Source organism: Faecalibacterium sp. BCRC 81149, from assembly GCF_022750605.1.
Lineage (GTDB): Bacteria > Bacillota > Clostridia > Oscillospirales > Ruminococcaceae > Faecalibacterium > Faecalibacterium duncaniae.
On record NZ_QXJA01000001.1, the window covers coordinates 136,363 to 151,567 of the forward strand.

Consider the following 15,205-nt stretch of genomic DNA (forward strand, 5'->3'; position numbering starts at 1 on the left):
GCCGTGGCTGTATTCGGCATTGCGCTGCTCGCGGCACTGCTCTATGCAGTTCTGGAAAAGCAGGCCCCCGCCTATGCACTTCTGCTCTCCCTTGGGGCAGCGCTGGTGCTGCTGGTGCGGGCCGGGACAAGCATCCGGACAGTAATTTCCGGCATAGCACGCCTGGCTGGACAAGCTGACAGCGGGGCTTTTTCCTGCCTTGTACGGAGTGCGGCTATCGTTCTGCTGACAGATTATACCCGCACCCTGTGTGAGGAAGCCGGGGCAGAATCTTTAGGGTGGTGTGTTGGGCTGGCAGGTCGGTGTCTTGTACTGGCGGCGGCGTGGCCCTTGCTGGAAGAGATCCTGCAGACGATTGGGAGCATTGCAAGATGAAGAACTGGAAGTGGTGGGCTTTTCTGCTGGTGGGAACAAGCCTCTGCCTGTGCGCCCCGACAGCTATTGCGGCAGAGAGTGCCGGTTTGCACACACAGCTGCCGGGAGCAGAGCTCTGGCAGCCTTATCTTGACCAAAGCCCTGTGGATGCTTTGCAGGTAGCAGAAGACCCGTGGAGCGTTCTGCAAAGTTTTTGCACTTCGTCTCTGTTCCAGACACTGCGGGAAAGCATCCGCGGTTATGCCGCACTGCTGTTGTTTCTGCTCCTGTCTGCCATAGTCAGTCTGTTTCTTGGGGAGGAAGGTGATCACAGCTGGTGTGATCTTGTCTGCGCCGGTGGGTGCGGGATCCTTCTGTGGGAACCATTGCTTGAAATTGCCCGGCAGCTGTGCGCGCAGATTGAAAGCTGGAACCGCTTTCTCTCCGGTTTTCTTCCTGTCTATGCCGGTGTTCTGATCATGGGCGGTGAGACAAGTGCCGGGGCCGCCGCAAGCGGCTTTTTTCTGACATTGCTTTGTCTGCTGGCACAGGCCCTGACGGCCTTTGTACCGCCCATTCTGGAATGCTACCTTGCATTGAGCATGGCTTGCTGTATCACGGAACAGAGCTGCCTGGGGAACCTGTGCAAAGCGGCAGGGACACTGCTGCAAAAGGGACTTTCCCTTACTGGAAAGCTGCTGGCTGCACTGCTGGGATTCCAGCGCATCTCTACCGCACAGCTCGACCGAACGGCGCTTCGCACAGGACAGTTTCTCACCGGCACCATTCCCATTGTGGGGCAGAGTTTGAGCGATGCTTCCGAGGCTGTTCTGGCAGGCATCCAATTGCTCAAAAGCGGCCTTGGAATGGCCGCTATCCTGATTTTATTGGCTGAGTTTCTGCCACTGTATCTCGGGATGCTTGCACATCTGGGATGTATCGTTCTCTGCGGGACGCTGTGCAGTCTGACTGGAAACAGCCGTGGACAGGCACTGCTTACCTGCTTTGCTTCTGCTGTTCGGTGTATGATGGCCTGTATCGCACTCTTTTTCGGGTTGGCCGTAACAGGAACCGCACTTCTTTTTATGCTGGGAGGCGTTTGATGCAGACATTGAAAAGCGCAGCCGTGGTCTTTTGTACCGCCTGTATCTGCGCAGAGCTGCTGGCCCGGCTCACAGGAAACAGCTGGGCCCGGCGGTGCATAAAAGCCGTAGCTGGACTATATATTTTAGTGGTGCTTTTACAGGTCATCCCTCAGCTCCGGACAGAAGTTCAGTCCTTTTCTGTGCCGGATCTTTCGCCCACATCCATGGGCACGCTGGAAGATGCCATTCGGGCTGAACTGGATGCCCGCAGCAGCGGACAGGAAGCAAAGGAGGGGGACCTTTCCGGATGAAGAGCAGGGAACAGAGCCTCTTTGCCGGTTTGCTCCAGAAGCAAAACCGCACCCAGCTCGCGATCATTCTGGGTGTGGCGGCAATGCTGCTGATCTTATTCTCAGAATTATTCTCGACCCCCGCAAAACCCGCAGCAAGTGCGGGCAGTTCTGCTGCTGTTTCAGAAACTGTCTACCGGGAGCAATTGGAAACGCAGTTGAAAGAGCTGATCGAACAGCTCGATGGGGCAGGAAAAACCGTTGTGATGGTGACACTGGAAAGTGGGGAAGAAACGATCTATGCTGTGGATACGCAGTCCGGCCAGATGCAGAACCAGGAGACCCATGTTCTGCTGGAGGATGGCTCCGCCCTGGAAGAGACGACCTATCTGCCTGCCGTCTGCGGTGTGGCTGTTGTCTGTGATGGTGGGGGAGATGTCCGGGTCGCCGCCCGCATCACAGAGCTTGTCCGGGCACTGCTGGATCTTTCGGCCAATCGAATTTGTGTAGAACAGCGCAAAGGATAACGCACCATGTAATATAAGGAGGAAACAGCTATGAGAGCCATCTCGAAGAATACCCGCAAAGCAACAGCCATTACCCTGGCAGCAGCACTGGTCATTGCCGTTTACCTGAACTGGCAGTATGCCCGCACCGGTGTGACGCTGGAAGAGGATGCAGTCAACGTTTCTGCCGTCAGTCAGGAGACCGTTCCTGTCACAGATGAACTAATGACTGAAGCCGAAGCGGTTTCCAGTGCCAACAAGAATTATGGCGAAGCTCAGCTTGTGAGCGTTGCAAACAACAGCGGCTCCAAGTTCTTTGAGGAAGCGCGACTCAAGCGGACCAAAGCCCACGATGAAGCCATGGACAGCATTCAGAAAGCGCTGAAATCCGCTTCTCTCTCCACGGAAGAAAAGAAGGAGTACACCAGCCAGCTGACCGGAAACCTTGCGGATCTCAACGCGGAAAATGAGATCGAGACACTGGTCAAGGCCAAGGGGTTTGCGGATTGTCTCTGCTTTCTGCAGTCAGGTCGGGCCGATCTGACTGTTATGACCTCGGGCGATGCCTTGACAGCCGCACAGGTAGCGCAGATCCGTGACATTGTGTTGAGCAAGAGCAGTGTGACAGCCCAAAATATCACCGTTGTTGAGGTAAAGTAAGGGAGCAGTTGCGGCAGACAACAGAATGTGGTAAACTAAAACAGAACAATGAAATTGAGCGCCGCTTTTCCAGCGGCGTTTTTGCAGGGAGTGCACCATGAAGGAACCAAAACTCAAAACTGTTTACGTCTGCTCCAACTGCGGCGAAACCAGCCCGCGCTGGATGGGCCGCTGCCCCAGTTGCGGAAGCTGGAATACCATGAATGAGGATGTTGTTGCGGAAGCGCCCAAGGCAGGGCTTTCCGGCAGCAAAGCGGCAGCACCTGCCCGGCAGGAGGGTGTCACCTCGCTGACGGCCCGGCGGTTGGCCGATATCAGCACTACGGAAGAGAAAAGCCGCATCCTGACCGGCATATCGGAGCTTGACCGGGTGCTGGGCGGCGGCATCGTGCTGGGCGGCGTGGTTTTGCTCAGCGGAGAACCGGGTGTTGGCAAATCTACGATGCTTTTGCAGCTCTGCGGTGCCATCTCCAACCAGCATTCTGTTCTGTATATCACGGGTGAGGAATCTGTCCGTCAGGTCAAACTGCGTGCTGCACGGTTGAAAGTGCCGCAGGAGAACATCTATCTTGCTGCAGAGAACGATGTGGACGAGATCTGCGGCCTGATCGAAAAGGAAAAGCCGGAGCTTGTAGTCATCGACTCTATCCAGACGATGCGCTGTATGGATCTTTCTTCCTCGGCCGGTACGGTCAGTCAGGTCAAGGAGAGCGCCGCCCGTCTGCTGGCGGTAGCCAAAAAGCAGGAGATTCCCATGTTCATTGTGGGCCATGTCAACAAAGACGGGGCCATTGCAGGCCCCAAGGTCATGGAGCACATCGTGGATACTGTGCTCTACTTTGAGGGCGACAAGATGCTGCCTTATCGCATTCTGCGGGCCGCCAAGAACCGCTATGGCTCCACCAATGAACTGGGCATGTTTGATATGACAGGGCAGGGGCTGGAGGAGATCGAAAACCCCTCCCAGATGCTTTTGGAAGGCCGTCCGCTGGGGGTTTCCGGCAACTGCGTCGCCTGTACGATGGAGGGCAGCCGCCCCATTCTAAGCGAGATCCAGGCCCTTGCCACCAAAACGAATTTCCCGGCACCGCGCCGTGCCTGCAGCGGCTATGATTATAACCGCATGAATCTGCTCATTGCCGTTCTGGAAAAGCGGGCAGGGTATTTCTTTGGCAATCTGGATGTCTATATCAACATAGTGGGCGGCATTGCCCTGCGGGATACTGCCTGCGATCTGGCGGTATGCCTGTGTATGGTGTCGTCTCTGCTGGACTGTCCCGTGAGCGATAAGCTCATTGCCATTGGAGAAGTGGGTCTGGGCGGTGAGGTGCGCAGTGTGCCCAACCTTGAACAACGCCTGCGGGAAGCCGAGCGCATCGGCTTTGAGCGGGCTGTGGTGCCAAAACACAGCCTTGCCCACCTGAACCCGGCAGATTATCCGGGCATGAAGCTGATAGGTGCGGCTTATATCTCGGATGCGATCCATGCATTGAAATCAGACCGGTTGTAACGAATTTACGGAGAAACTATGTCAATCTATCTTGATGAAAAAAATCCGGGCAAGCATCCGCCGTTTGATGATGCTTCGCCGGATATTGTGGAATATGTGCGGTACCTGGAGGTGATCGCGGGCAAAAGCGCCAACACGGCCTTCAGTTATTACTGCGATCTGCGCGGTTTTTCTCGTTTTATGAAACGCCGCCGCGGGCTGGTTCCGGCAGATACGGAGATCAAGGATATTGACCCCAAGGGTCTGGATACAGCCTTCTGGGGCAGTGTGAGTAAAGAGGACATCTATGAATATCTCTATTTCCTGAACCGCGAATGCGGCAACAAGAAATCCTCGACCGCCCGGCGGCTGGCCAGCCTGCACGGCTTTTATGATTATCTGGTCAATCAGGTCAATAAGCTGACAGAGAACCCGACCGCCTCCATCAAGCCGCCCAAGCAGGATAAGGTCCTGCCCAAATACCTGACAGCGGAACAGTCCATGGATCTGCTGGAGAGCACGCAATATCAGAGCGATTTTCCGGAGCGGGATTACTGCATGGTGGTTCTGTTCCTGAACTGCGGAATGCGGCTTTCTGAGTTGGTGGGCATGGATCTGGGCGATATCGATCTGGAGCAGCGTCAAATCAGGCTCTTTGGCAAGGGCCACAAGGAACGGATGGTCTATCTGAATGAGGCCTGTGTCGAAGCCCTGCAGCTCTACCTGGCCAAACGCAACACGATGGAGGGCTTGAATCCAAAGGAAAAGGCTGTGTTTGTGACGCGCCGCCGGAAGGAGCGCATTTCCAACCGCAGGGTGGAGCAGCTCGTCACCGGTGCCATGAAAGCGGCCGGGCTCAAGGGCTTTTCCACCCATAAGCTGCGTCACACTGCGGCAACGCTGATGTATCAGACCGGCAATGTGGATATTCTGACCCTCAAGCAGCTGCTGGGTCACAGCAGTGTGGGTACAACGCAAATTTATACGCATCTGCAGGAATTTCAGGTGCGTGCCGCCATTGAGCAGAACCCGCTGGGTACGGTCACACCCGAAAAAGCACGCTTGGATACAACAAAACGGGCAGCAGGGGAGAACAGAGGGGAAAATAACGCCGATTCGATGGATGTTGAAGAAGCTGCCAGCCCGATGGAAGCTTTTGAGGGTGCTGCCAATGATGGCATCCGGGTGGATATCTCTTCTATGACCGGGGATGCAGATGGGGATGCTGATAAGGAAACTGTATGAACTATATCAACTTCTCTAAGAGCTATCATGTGCGGATGTTGATAGAACGCGATATTCCGTTGATTTTAAGACTTTGTGAGATAAACACACAGTTTTATGAACATTGTCCGCCATTTGTAACTGCGGAAAGCATTCGGGATGATATGTGTGCCTTGCCGCAGCGCAAAATGGACGAACCGCAGGATAAGTATTATCTCGGATTTTTTGATGATGCCGAGCAGCTTGTGGCTGTGATGGACTTTATTGACCATTATCCAACGGAACGAAGCTGCTTCATCGGATTCTTTATGATGGAACGTTCTGTACAGGGACATGGCATTGGAAGCAGGATCATCACAGAGCTGTGTGTGTATCTGCACAGTCTGGGTTACGAGTATATCCGGCTGGGTTACGTGGATGGCAACAAGCAAAGTGAATCGTTCTGGAAAAAGAATCAGTTCACAGATACCGGATTGAGAAATCACACGCAGGACTATACGGTCGTTGTGATGAACCGGATGCTGTAACAGATCAAACAGATCAATAACAGGAAAAACGTGTGTAAAAAACGCAGAATACACAGTTATTGTAAAACAGGCCTCCGGAGCTCAAATCGAGCCGAGGCGGCCTTAAAAACGCCCAAAACCAGAAAAGAGGGCTTTTCCACTCCCCTTTGTTTCGCATAACCTGCATTATACGAAAATACAATAATCAAAAAATCAGCCCCTCCTCTCTCTTCCCGCTGCTGGTTCTGAGATCTCAGAGAGTCTGACCGATCAACTGTTGTTATAGAAAATATGTACCCATCACTCTTCCGGCAATGGTGTGATTTCAAAGTATGCGCAGAGCGCTTCATAATATGCACGCGCAGTCCGCTTGCATCCGTCCTCACTGCCGAACTGGGCTACATCGGCATCGCTGGTCACAAAACACTGCTCCGCCAGCACAGCTGGACAATTTACATCTTCCAGAATCGTAAAGCTGCGCTCTACCCGCACTTCCTTGTGGCTGCTCTCCACCAACTGTTTTACTTCCCCTTGGTAATAGATATATCGGATTCCCCCGCGTCCCCGCAGGCTGGCCCCTGCCGCCTGCATAGCCTTGGCAAGCTGCTTTGCAAAATAATAGCTCTCCTGATGGTATGCTCGTCCCGGAACAGCCGGATAACATTCAAACCCGGCTGCGCTGGAGCCTTCGGGTGCTGAATTACCATGGATGGACAGCAACAGATCCGGGTCCTGTGCATTGGCAGCAGCGGCGCGCTCAGCGGGTTTTGCGGTGCTGTCGTAACTTTCCCGGGTGGTCAGTGGGATATAATTGGGATCACGCTCCAGCCAGGCGCTCAAAGCCTCCGCTGTGGCAGCGGTCATCTCGCTTTCCTGCACCACTCCCCTTGCCCCCGGATCTGAGCCGCCATGTCCTGCATCGATCACAATACGGTACGGCGGCTCACCAATGGTCGGACGAAAATCATCATCGTCCACGGTCGGTGATGGCTGTCCAATGGAGAATGCCGCCTGCCACAGATACAGCCCAAAACTGACACCAATAAAACAGAGAACCAGAACCACTGCGCTGCCAAAGGAAAAGCCATTGCTCTTTTTCTTTCTTTTGCGCTGTACCGAATGTTTTGCCATGATGATTTCCCTGCCGTTTTATAAGAAACGCCCGCCCAAAGAATGATCTTCCGGACGGGCGCTGCCGGGAAACTCCCGGTATGTTTTTACTTCAATTCAACCACGGTCACACCGCTCTCGCCCTCACCGTAACGGCCCAGCCGAAAGCTTTTGACCATCCGGTTGCCGCGCAGATGTTTATGAATCGCGGTGCGCAGAGCACCGGTACCGTTGCCATGGATCAGATACACCACTGTCTGCCCGTTCAGAATGGCGCGATCGATATAAGCATCCACCTCAGGCAGAGCTTCATCCACAGTCAGGCCCAGCAGATTCAGTTCCATTTTGGCCGAACGCTGCACACGCTCTACCCTGCCGTTGGGCCGGTTTGCATCGCCCGTCAGGCGGGAATAGCGCTGCTGTGCCTTGGTTTTGGGCTGAGGCTCTTTGATGAGCTTATCCGGCTGCTTCAGGCCCTTGAGCGGGACCTTGGTCTTGATGATGCCGGCACGCACCAGAACATCGCCGTTTTTATCCGGCAGAGCCAGCACGGTGGCCAGCTGGTTGAGCTCTGCAATGCAGACCTCCTGCCCTACCTTGACTTCTTTCAGTGGGACAAACTCCTTGACAGGGTTATGCACCACCTCGGTACCGATAAAGAGCTTTTCGGATTCTTTCTTTGCGATCTCGCGGGCACGCTGGGCTTTCTGCTGGGTGCTCAGACGCTCGTCCTTCTGCAGCTGGCGCAGCTCATCGGTCAGTGCATACGCCTTGCTTTCCACCTGCTGTGCCAGCGCACGGGCCTTGGCACGGGCAGCTTCCAACTCGTTTTCGCCCTGCTGGATCAATTCATCCCGCTTTTTTTGAGCGGCCTCCAGCTGGTGAGAAGCCTCGTTCTTCAGCTCCTCCACCTCGTCCTGGCTCTCCTTCAGCTGCAGCTTCAGGTCGTCCAGCTGGCCCAAAACTGCATCCAGACGCTTATCCTCGGCAGACAGATGCTGTTGGGCTGCCTCAATGACACGCTCCGGGATGCCCAGCTTCTCACTGATGAGGAAGGCGTTGGACTTGCCGGGCACACCTACGCTCAGCTTGTAAGTCGGGCGCAGTGTCTCCAGATCAAACTCGCAGCTGGCATTGACTACACCCTTGGTTTCCAGCGCAAATACCTTCAGCTCGGCGTAGTGAGTGGTCGCCATCAGCAGCACACCACGGCGGCGCAGTTCCTCGATGATGGCCACGGCCAGCGCTGCACCTTCGGCAGGGTCAGTACCCGCGCCAAGCTCATCCAATAACACCAACGTGTGCGGCATGGCAAGTTCCAGAATACCGGTGATCTTCTTCATGTGGCCGGAGAAAGTAGAAAGGCTCTGTTCGATGCTCTGCTCATCACCGATGTCCACAAGGAATTCATCGAACACGCAGATCTCACTGCGTTCATCGGCAGGGATCAGGAAGCCGCACTGTGCCATTGCACACAGCAGACCCGCCGTTTTCAGGGTGACGGTTTTACCACCGGTGTTCGGGCCGGTGATGATGAGCGAATCGTACTCTTTACCCAACGCAATGTCTACAGGTACACACTTTTTGGGGTCGATGAGCGGATGACGCGCCCGGATGAGTGAAAAGGAGCTGTCGGTGCGGACAGAGGGCTTGAATGCCTTCATATCCAGAGCCAGACGAGCCTTTGCCAACAGCACATCAATTTCCAGCATTGCCTTGTAGCTGTACTGGAACTGAGGCTCAATGGCGGCTACCTGTGCCGTAAATGCCACCAGAATGCGTTCGATCTCCTGCGCTTCTTGTGCACGATACTGCAGAATGCGTGCATTTGCTTCCACAACCGCCTGCGGCTCCACAAAGACAGTAGCACCGGTGGACGAGACATCATGGATGATGCCGCTCACCTCGCCGCGATACTCGCTCTTAACGGGCACAACATACCGTCCATTGCGAATGGAGACCACACTCTCCTGCAAATACTTAGAGGTATCCATATTGCGGACCATGCTTTCCAGCCGATCGCGGATGCTGTTTTCCGTAGCGCGGATCTTTTTGCGCAGCTCGTTCAGGGTGTGGGAAGCCGTGTCTGCCATGGCATCCGGAGCCAGAATGGCGCTGGAGATCTGCTGCTCCAGCCCGGGCTGAGGTGCCAGCGCGTAGAACAAATCATCTGTAGGCAGAGGATCATGTTCCGATGAGCCATACCAGCTGGTCAGGTTCTGAAAGTTGCGCAGAGCGCCGGCCACCATCAGCAGCTCCCCCATGGAGAGCACACCGCCCTTGACTGCACGGGCTACTAAAGAGCTGACACCATCTACCCCGCCAAAGCGCGGAGATCCGTTTTTGATGAGCAGGCTGTTGATGGCATCGGTCTGTTCCAGCGCGTAACGTACCTCATCGGGGTCGCACTGAGGTTCCAGAGCCAGCAGCTGATCTCTAGCTTCCTTGCACACGCAGCCCTCGGATGCACGCGCAATGATCTTATCAAGCTCCAAAGTTTTCAAATAGCTTGTTTCCATGTTTGTTCCCTATATCAAAATTGTTTATCCCGGTCAAGGCAGAACGGATTTCAAAAAGTCGTAACTTTTCAGCGGCTTGTCCAAGTGGGTCAAAGCGTAGCGCTCGGCCACTATGGACAGCTTTGCCAGACTGCCGACCGAAATCTTGAATGCAAATATTTTCTTATCCTCTACAAGGCAGATATGACGCAGGGCATACAGGGCACCTGTGTCCAGATTGCAGGCCTTGCCCGCCTTTTGCGCACAGTCCTCACAGAGCAGGATGCCTTCCTGCGGATCAAGATAAAACGCTGGGCCATCGTATTTTTCACAGATCTTGCAGCAGACCAACTGCGGCAGAAAGCCGCACTCGCTCATGGTGCGCAGCTCAAACACAGCCTTGACCACACGCAGGTCGGTTTTACCCTCGCTGATCATATACAGGCAGTTCAGCAGCAGGCGCAATTCCCTGGCAGCTTCCTCCCCCGTAGGAGAAAGTGCTGCTGCCATCTCGGCAAGATACATGGCAAGGCTCATCCCCTCGATGGTGGAGGAAATGCCGTGAAATACGTTGCGCACTTCCGCTTCTCGGATGGTGTACATATTCCGGCCGGGCAGCAGCACAAATTCCGAGTAGCAAAAAAGCCCGCAGGCGCTGAATAATTTGTTCTTCAGCCGCAGGCTGCTCTGTGCTGAGGCCGAAATAACTCCCAGCTCCGGTGTAAGAATGGTCAGAATCCGGTCAGATTCCTTATACCTGGTCTCTTTTAGCACAAGCCCAGGTGTTACGATCGTATCCATCTGCATATTCTCCCTGCCCGGGCAGTGTCCCGGGCAATGCAAAGAGAAAAATCAACGATTATTCGGGTTCTGTTTGAAGCCAAAGTTGTTCAGCAGAAACTCATTGTCCCGCCAATCTGCTTTGACCTTGACCCAGCACTGCAGGTTGACCCGGCAGCCCAGAAACTCCTCACAGTCCGCACGGGCAGAGCTGGCAATCTTTTTCAGCATCGCACCACCCTTTCCAATGACCATGCCCTTATGGCTCTCGCGCTCGCAGTAGATATTTACATCGATATCCACCAGATCTGTACCAGGGCGCTCCTTGAAGCGCTCCACCACGACTGCAATGCCGTGCGGGATCTCATCCCGCATATACAGCAGTGCCTTTTCACGGATGACCTCCGCCACCAGTTCCTTTTCCGGCATATCGGTGTAGGCATCATCGTCAAAATAGTGCGGGCCCTCCACAGCATAGTGGCTCAGGGCATCGAACAGTTCCTCACAGTGGTCGTCTGCCCGGACGCTTACGGTGTAAATGGCATCAAACACACCCAGCTCCTTGAGCTCAGCCTTGCGGGCTTCCAGATCAGCAGGCTCCTTGACAAGATCGGTCTTATTGATGACTGCAATGGCCGGGCCGCCGCTGCTGCGCAGAGCGTCCACCAGAACCATTTCCGGCTCATTCAGGGCACCGTATGGCTCAAACAGCATCATGGAAACATCCACATCCGCGATGGAATCGCTGGCCGTCTTGTCCATCCGCTTGCCAAGCTTATTGTGGGCCTTATGCACGCCCGGGGTGTCCAGCAAAACATACTGCAGGGGGCCGCGGGTCACAACGCCGGTGATACGGGTGCGGGTCGTCTGGGGTTTGGAGGTGACAATGGCCACCTTCTCCCCCACCAGACGATTGGTCAGGCTGGATTTGCCCACGTTCGGGCGGCCGATGACCGCCACGAACACAGATGAGGTATCGTAATGCTGCTGCATGGGTGCTGCGTTTTTCAAAATAGAACTCCTATCCTTTGCCGATATCTTTGATCATTCCGTATAGCTGACGGTGCGGGGCAGGCCAAGCTGGGTCAGCACAGCCTCTTCCTTTTCGCGCATCCGCATGGCTTCCAGACCACCGTTCTCATGGTCGTAGCCCAGCAGATGCAGCATGGAGTGAACGGTCAGGAAAGCGACTTCTCGCTGCAACGGATGGCCGTAGAGCGTTGCCTGCTCCTGAGCACGTTCCATGCTGATGACGATATCCCCCAGCATCTTGCAGCCGTTGTTCTCATCCACATCGTAAACGCCGTTTTCTCCCAGAGGAAAGCTCAACACATCGGTGGGCATCGGCTTGTTGCGGTACTGGTTGTTCAGCTCTGCAATGGCAGCGTTATCCACAAAAGTCACGCTGATCTCAGCAGGCTCATCGAAGTGCTCATATTCCAGCACAGCATTGCAGGCACGGCGGATCAGGATCCGCAGGCCAGAAGGTACTTTTACGGCTTTCTGTGAATTGGTGATCAAAACTTTATTGGACATAACATTCCTCTCCCTTCATTTTATGCTGCAATTGCAGCTTTCCGCGTCGGTTTCAACGCTTAGCCGGGTGCGCAGCCGCTTCGTAGGCCTTGATGATCTCCTGCACCAGACGATGGCGGACAACATCCTTCTCCGTAAAATAGCACTGTGCAATGCCATCCACGTTCTTGAGAATGTGCAGCGCATCCACAAGGCCGCTGCGGGTACGGTCCGGCAGATCGATCTGGGTCACATCGCCGGTCACAACCACCTTGGAACCTACACCCATACGGGTCAGAAACATCTTCATCTGCTCCGGTGTGGTATTCTGCGCCTCATCCAGGATGATAAAGGAATCATCCAGCGTGCGGCCGCGCATATATGCCAGCGGAGCAACCTCAATGATCTGCTTTTCCACCAGGCGCTCATAGGTCTCGGCACCCAGCATATCGAACAGGCCATCGTAGAGAGGGCGCAGGTAAGGGTCTACCTTCTGCTGCAGGTCACCGGGCAAAAAGCCCAGCTTCTCGCCTGCTTCCACGGCGGGGCGGGTCAGCACAATGCGGGAAACATCCTTGGCCTTGAACGCTTTGACCGCCATCGCAACGGCCAGGTAGGTCTTGCCGGTACCGGCGGGACCTACGCCAAAGGTCACAGCATTCTTGCGGATAGCATTCAGATATTCCTTCTGTCCCAGTGTCTTGGGGCGGATGGGGCGGCCCTTGACTGTGACCGTGACAAAATCCTCAGTCAGCTCCCGGACACGCTGCTCCTTTCCATCGTGAGCAAGGCTCAGGCAGTAGCGCACCGTCTGATCCTCCAGCGGCGTGTGGTTTTCGATCAGGAGCAGCATCCCCTCCACGGCACGCACAGCAGCAGCCACATTGGCCTCCTCGCCAGAGAGGCGAAGCATCGTACCCCGGCAGACTGCCGTGACAGAGAACTCCTTTTCCAATAGACGAATGTTGCGGTCACAGTTGCCAAAGATGGCAGCGGCGATCTCCACACTATCCAACTCAATACTTTTTTCGGCCATGTAGCTCCTCCAGCGGTTTATGAATTTCCACATCTATTGTACCACCAAAGGCTCAAATAGAAAACTGTGAAACTTGCACAAAATATTTTCAACATTTTGGAGCGTGTTACAAAGCAGAACCCTGAAACATAAAAAATCGATGCTGCTCTGCATTTCTGCAAAACAGCATCGATTTCATTTATTGGATCGTAAAAAACGACTCCTCAGAAACTTTTCAATTAGAACCAGTCACCGAAGCCCATCTTGACCAGATTGTCGTGGCTGATCTTCAGGCTATCGAACGGATCACGGCCATAGCAGTCATCCTGCTCCACCAGGAAGTACTCGCCGCCGCCCTCCAGGCCAGCCTGGATGATAGCGGGCATATCCAGAGTGCCTTCGCCAACCTCAGCAAACTGCACAATGTTGGTGAAGTTGCTCATGAACTTCATCATGCCTTCCTTGCTGGTGAAGTCCACGCCGCCCTCGGGGATGGGCATCTCACCGATGCGGTAATCCTTCAGGTGGACCAGACGGATGCTGCCGGCATACTTCTTGATGAACTTAACAGGGTCCTGGCCGCCGCGGTGGATCCAGTGGCTGTCCAGCTCAAAGCCCAGAGCAGGAGCATTTGCGCGGATGATGTCCAGCAGGAACTCGCCGTCGTAACGAACGAACTCCACGTGATGGTTGTGGTAGTACAGATCGATGCCGTCTTCCTTCAGCTTCAGAGCATACTCATTTGCTTCCTTGGCGAAATCCACAGCCTTCTGGTAGTTGCCCATGCAGGTCATGGGCAGCATGCCGATGCGCAGCATATCGCAGTCCAGCTTACGGCAGTCCTCGACGATCTTCTTATAGTCGTCGGGATTGCACAGGAACTCGCCGGGCATACCGGGCAGCATGGGAGAGGTGGATGCGGTGCAGGAAGAGACATTCAGGCCCAGCTCATCGATAGCCTTGCGGAAGCCTGCAACATTCTCAGCGGTCATGGGGACCTGAGAGATCTCAACGCAGTGATAGCCGATATCAGCCAGCTTGCCCATGCTCTCGTATGCGTCAAAGTGAGGCATCTTAGCGGGGGCAATGGTGCTCATCTGAACACCGATCAAACCTTTGTTTGCCATGGTTCATTTCTCCTTCTATCTGTGTTTTGCGGTCACGGAGCAACGGGATGGCCAGCCTTGCTGCTTGCATGGATGGCATCAATCAGCCGGATGCTCATTTCCGCATCTCTTACATGGATGTAATCGTCCGTGTTGTTCTCAATGGCGCGGTAAAACTTGTCGATCAGGATGCCATGAGAAGCACCAAAATAGAACTTGGCACCGGGCAGCTTCTCATTCTCGCACAGCCTGGTGCGCACGCCATCTGCATCAATCCGGAACAGGGCATCATCCTCGATCAGGAAGGAAGCCTTTTCACAGGCAACCTTGATCTGGACGCTCTCGTTGGTGTAATCACAGTTGGTGGCAAAGAACACACCGTTTGCACCATTAGCAAAGTGCAGGCGGGCAGCCACGGTGTCCTCGACCTCAATGCCGTAATCTGCCAGCTGATTCACTGAGCCATGGATGGCATCGATGTCGCCGCACAGATAATACAGCAGATCCAGCGTGTGAACACTCTGGTTGATCATGCAGCCGCCGCCAGCAGTTTTCAGCTGGCCACGCCAGGGCTGTTCGTCATAGTAAGCCTTGCCGCGGAACCAGGGTACAAAGCCGCGGCAGCCGATGACCTTGCCATATTCGCCGCCATCGATGATCTTTTTCAATTCAACGGTGGTGCGGTTCAGACGATTCTGCAGGCAGATGCCGATCTTAACCTCAGGGTGCGCAGCCTCAAATTCCACAAACTCCTTGGCCTGTGCGGTGTTCAGCCCCACCGGCTTCTCGCAGAAGACATTCACACCGTGGGAAGCAAAATACTCCGACACGGGCACATGCAGGTAATGCGGCAGGCAGAGATGTACCACATCGGGATGCTCCTTTTCCAGAAGCTCCTCATAGTCCGTATAGAACGGCACGGCCTTTGCTGCAGCAGGCAGCTTTTCCTGCACAGCGGGATTGTTATCGCACACGGCACACAGTTCGATTTCAGGATTTGCCACAATGATGGGCAGATGAACCTGAAAGATGGTGCCGCAGCCAATGATCGCAGCTCTTTTCATGGA

Annotated in this window: 16 protein-coding genes; 8 read left to right on the plus strand and 8 right to left on the minus strand. The window is 54.6% G+C overall.

Annotated elements, in window-relative coordinates:
• Positions 1-3 precede the first annotated feature (3 nt).
• The 8 genes from D3F01_RS00640 to D3F01_RS00675 all read left to right on the plus strand — a co-directional run bounded on the left by D3F01_RS00640 (position 4) and on the right by D3F01_RS00675 (position 6,135).
• Positions 4-375, plus strand: coding sequence for a SpoIIIAC/SpoIIIAD family protein (locus D3F01_RS00640; protein ID WP_242885516.1), 372 nt, complete (start codon positions 4-6; stop codon positions 373-375).
• Positions 372-1,457: a stage III sporulation protein AE gene (locus D3F01_RS00645; protein ID WP_117476179.1), complete on the plus strand. Its 1,086-nt coding sequence runs from the start codon at positions 372-374 to the stop codon at positions 1,455-1,457. The genes D3F01_RS00640 and D3F01_RS00645 overlap by 4 nt, the downstream gene beginning before the upstream one ends.
• Complete coding sequence (locus D3F01_RS00650; protein WP_156073832.1) at positions 1,457-1,750, plus strand: hypothetical protein; 294 nt, start codon at positions 1,457-1,459, stop codon at positions 1,748-1,750. The genes D3F01_RS00645 and D3F01_RS00650 overlap by 1 nt, the downstream gene beginning before the upstream one ends.
• A complete protein-coding gene (locus D3F01_RS00655; RefSeq protein WP_242885517.1) occupies positions 1,747-2,256 on the plus strand; it encodes a stage III sporulation protein AG in 510 nt (169 codons plus the stop codon). Before D3F01_RS00650 ends, D3F01_RS00655 begins: the two co-directional genes overlap by 4 nt.
• Positions 2,257-2,286: 30 nt before the next feature.
• Entirely contained in the window at positions 2,287-2,895 is a 609-nt protein-coding gene (locus D3F01_RS00660; protein ID WP_005934277.1) for a SpoIIIAH-like family protein, read from the plus strand.
• Between the two features lie 97 nt (positions 2,896-2,992).
• Positions 2,993-4,405 carry a DNA repair protein RadA gene (radA, locus tag D3F01_RS00665; protein ID WP_117476182.1) on the plus strand — a complete coding sequence of 471 codons (1,413 nt, stop codon included), beginning with the start codon at positions 2,993-2,995 and terminating at the stop codon, positions 4,403-4,405.
• 18 nt (positions 4,406-4,423) lie between these two features.
• Positions 4,424-5,629 (plus strand): tyrosine-type recombinase/integrase, encoded by a 1,206-nt coding sequence (locus tag D3F01_RS00670; protein WP_117504103.1) that lies wholly within the window; start codon positions 4,424-4,426, stop codon positions 5,627-5,629.
• Positions 5,626-6,135, plus strand: a complete 510-nt coding sequence (locus tag D3F01_RS00675; protein WP_242885519.1) for a GNAT family N-acetyltransferase — start codon at positions 5,626-5,628, stop codon at positions 6,133-6,135. The genes D3F01_RS00670 and D3F01_RS00675 overlap by 4 nt, the downstream gene beginning before the upstream one ends.
• Before the next feature lie 279 nt (positions 6,136-6,414).
• On the opposite strand, the gene D3F01_RS00680 is transcribed toward D3F01_RS00675, so the two are convergent.
• The 8 genes from D3F01_RS00680 to D3F01_RS00715 form a co-directional block, all read right to left on the minus strand.
• Entirely contained in the window at positions 6,415-7,245 is an 831-nt protein-coding gene (locus D3F01_RS00680; protein WP_242885520.1) for an N-acetylmuramoyl-L-alanine amidase, read from the minus strand.
• A gap of 86 nt (positions 7,246-7,331) precedes the next feature.
• Entirely contained in the window at positions 7,332-9,743 is a 2,412-nt protein-coding gene (locus D3F01_RS00685; RefSeq protein ID WP_242885522.1) for an endonuclease MutS2, read from the minus strand.
• A 33-nt stretch (positions 9,744-9,776) separates the two neighbouring features.
• Positions 9,777-10,523 (minus strand): DNA repair protein RecO, encoded by a 747-nt coding sequence (recO, locus tag D3F01_RS00690; protein WP_242885524.1) that lies wholly within the window; start codon positions 10,521-10,523, stop codon positions 9,777-9,779.
• 51 nt (positions 10,524-10,574) lie between these two features.
• A complete protein-coding gene (gene era / locus D3F01_RS00695) occupies positions 10,575-11,495 on the minus strand; it encodes a GTPase Era (protein WP_097771259.1) in 921 nt (306 codons plus the stop codon).
• Positions 11,496-11,546: 51 nt separating this feature from the next.
• The gene (gene ybeY, locus D3F01_RS00700; RefSeq protein ID WP_005934255.1) at positions 11,547-12,038 is read right to left on the minus strand and encodes an rRNA maturation RNase YbeY; all 492 of its coding nucleotides are present in this window, start codon (positions 12,036-12,038) and stop codon (positions 11,547-11,549) included.
• 52 nt (positions 12,039-12,090) lie between these two features.
• Positions 12,091-13,053 carry a PhoH family protein gene (locus D3F01_RS00705; RefSeq protein WP_035394446.1) on the minus strand — a complete coding sequence of 321 codons (963 nt, stop codon included), beginning with the start codon at positions 13,051-13,053 and terminating at the stop codon, positions 12,091-12,093.
• A gap of 218 nt (positions 13,054-13,271) precedes the next feature.
• Positions 13,272-14,159, minus strand: coding sequence for a sugar phosphate isomerase/epimerase (locus tag D3F01_RS00710; protein WP_005934249.1), 888 nt, complete (start codon positions 14,157-14,159; stop codon positions 13,272-13,274).
• A gap of 32 nt (positions 14,160-14,191) precedes the next feature.
• Positions 14,192-15,202, minus strand: a complete 1,011-nt coding sequence (locus D3F01_RS00715) for a Gfo/Idh/MocA family oxidoreductase (RefSeq protein ID WP_242885527.1) — start codon at positions 15,200-15,202, stop codon at positions 14,192-14,194.
• Positions 15,203-15,205 lie beyond the last annotated feature (3 nt).